The 2,983-nt window shown below is 40.7% G+C and carries 1 protein-coding gene; it reads right to left on the bottom strand.

Features of this window, described 5'->3' with window-relative positions:
* The coding region (locus ACFIMA_RS09325; protein WP_375693408.1) for a DEAD/DEAH box helicase family protein at nt 1-2,780 on the bottom strand (2,780 nt) is incomplete at its 3' end.
* Nucleotides 2,781-2,983 lie beyond the last annotated feature (203 nt).

Raw genomic sequence — 2,983 nt, forward strand, 5'->3', positions numbered from 1 at the left:
AGAATGGAGACACCCCGTGACCCCAAGCTTTTGCCAAACTCATTGCGCAACACATCATCAACAGAATGAATGATAAAATCAACAACCTCAACGGGCGTATAAACAATCCCAAGCCTATCTGTTGTCTTTTTAAATGCCTTGGAAAAGAAATCCTCGTAGAGTTTGATAATAAGGTTCTGTCTTGCTTGGGGTTCGGTAATCCCAGAGGCGCGGAATTTTACACTGTTATAAAACCCTTGTAATTCTAAAGACTCTTGCTTGATATCGGTTTTATCTAACTCAGCTAAAATCCTTTCCATCGCTTGTGAGATGCTATTGTTCTGGACAAATTCATTGCCCTCAAACAAAGCTTCAAATACGGGACGCGTCACAAGATGTTGTCCTAACATCTCAAGCGCTTCCTCTTGCGTAATACTGTCGTTTAAATTGCTCTTTAATTCCTTATGAAACGCATCAAAAGCACACCGCGCTTTGCCTTTCTCATCAGAAAGAATATCTTTAAGATGATTGATATGATTTTGAGCAATCTCAGCAACATTGTTCGCCCATATGCCCCAATAATCAGAAAGGGTTGATCTTTTAATCAGAACAGTTTTAAGGGCACGAGGGAATGCCGCTATAAAGTTGAAGCTTGTTTGTCCATGATGCGTGGAAAGCGATTTACGGATTGGAGAGACATTGCTTGCGCTCGTACTTTCTGCTCTTGCAGGAAGCGGAATATCATCAACAACCGTGATGACATTCTCTAAATCCATATTTTGAGAAACTGTTACAATCTCTAAGATAGGGCTTACATCTTGTCCTAAATTCATCTGATTAAGCGTTTTACTAAAATTCTCATCATGAGAAAGCAGCGCATCGAGAACTTGCCAAACAACACTGTATTTTGGATTGTTCTTTAAAGCTTTTTCGGGGTCAATTCCAGCCGGCACCCCAACGGGTAAAATGATATAGCCTCTTTTCTTGCCTGGAGCGCGCCGCATCACACGTCCTACCGCCTGTATGACATCCACTTGGCTTTTACGCGGGTGTAAAAACATCACCGCATCAAGAGAAGGAACATCTACACCCTCAGACAAACAGCGTACATTGGTGAGCACACGACAGTGATTTTCCCCCACATTTTCTTCCAACCAATCCAGTTTTCTTGATCGTTCCTTGGCGCCATCCTTCCCATCAATATGATCAACTTCACAGATCAGACGGGGCGTATCGGGGTGGTTTTGATAAAGTCTATTGAAAATCCTCTTAACACCTTTTCCTTGGAAGGTATCACGGATATTTTTAGAGGTCTTGATATCTTTACAAAAAGCCAAAGCCCGCCGCATAGGAGCCGTATCATCTCCAAGATCAGCTTTTAGATCCAGTTTGGTTAAAGCTTGATAACAGCCAACAATTTTTGTTTTATAATCTAAAGTAAGTTCATAATCTTTACTTGTGGTGGGGATCTCCATGGTTTTACTGATTTCCCCCTCATCAACCCCCAAAACAATAATCTTATAAGGGGTTAACAGTTCATTCTTGACCGCATCGGTGAAGCTATAAGTATAAAGCACTTTTCCATAAATGGCTTCATTGTCCATAGAGGCTAAAACAGCATCAACCTCATCAGCACGCCTTTTGGCATGGTCACTAAAGATACGAGGCGTTGCTGTCATGTATAGACGTTTCTTGCCTCGAATAAGAGTATTATCGTGAACCTTGATAAAATCAGATTCATTGTCGTCAGTTCCTAATGAAGCCCCTGTTGTTCTATGCGCCTCATCACAAATAATCAAATCAAAGGCTGCTAAACCATGATCCTTTTGCGCATCAACAATGACTTGTATTGATTGATAGGTTGCAAAAATAACACTCATCGCATGGGGAGAAGAGTTTCCTACTTTCTCGACAAGCCTAGAGGCATCAGTTGTAGCAGGGAGGGCTAAATCCGATGCCGATAATTCCCCATCATCTTCTTGGTTTTTACGACGCTTGCCAATTTGCTTATCCGAACACACGGCAAAGCAACGCAAGGGCACTTGTGCATCGGCTGTCCATTCACGAATGCTTTGTGACATCAAGGCAAGAGAGGGGACCAAAAATAAGACATGCTTGCCTTGACCTGCTATGGTTTCTGCTATCTTCAAACTGGTGAAAGTCTTGCCCGTTCCACATGCCATAATGAGCTTGCCACGGTTTGCTTCTTTCAAACCTTCACAAACCGCTTTAAGCGCTTCTTTCTGATGATCTAAAAGCTTTTTCTTCGTTTGCTCATAAAGAACAATGTTGCCTGTCTTATCAAAGATCCCCCAATCAATTTGACTATTTTCCATATCAAACAGATTAATCCGATAAACCGGAACCGCTTGCCCTTCAATCATGGTATTGGCATTTTCGCTTAAGTCTTTTTCGGTGCTATCAATGAGAAGACGGTATTTAAATCTCTTTTTACCAGAAATAGCGATAAAGCTTTCAATATCATCTTGGGTAATCTGATGATTGGTCTCATAAAATTGACAGCGAATAGCAACATAATCGTCTTGATCACGAATTTTCGCTACCAAATCAATATCGGTGTCTGTATCGCTTCCTTTCCACCCCTTTTCGTCAGCGACCTCTCTATAAGTTTGAACCTTTTCGTATTCTTGGCATTGAAGCGGGTCTTGCGTCAAATAAGCAATGACAAACTTTTCAAAAGCGGCTTGCTTATCTTGCTCTGATATCGCTTGTTCACGATAAGATTGTAAGAGCGCGCGTAAAGAGACGCGTTTATTATCAGAATAAAGAGGGTGAGACATAAAGAACAGACTCCATGACAATATATTCTACTTATTGATTCTCTTCAAAAGAATCAAAATGAAGCTTATTAAATCCATTTTGAACGAATTGAGAAAAAATGTAGAAAAATGCTAAAAAAGCCGCTCTTTTTTTCAAAAAGGGTTTTTAAAGGTTGTTTATCCACAGCCTATGACATGGAATAAGATCAGCAAAGTAGTGAAAT

It is taken from the genome of Bartonella sp. AP88HLJMH (genome assembly GCF_042195605.1).
GTDB lineage: Bacteria > Pseudomonadota > Alphaproteobacteria > Rhizobiales > Rhizobiaceae > Bartonella.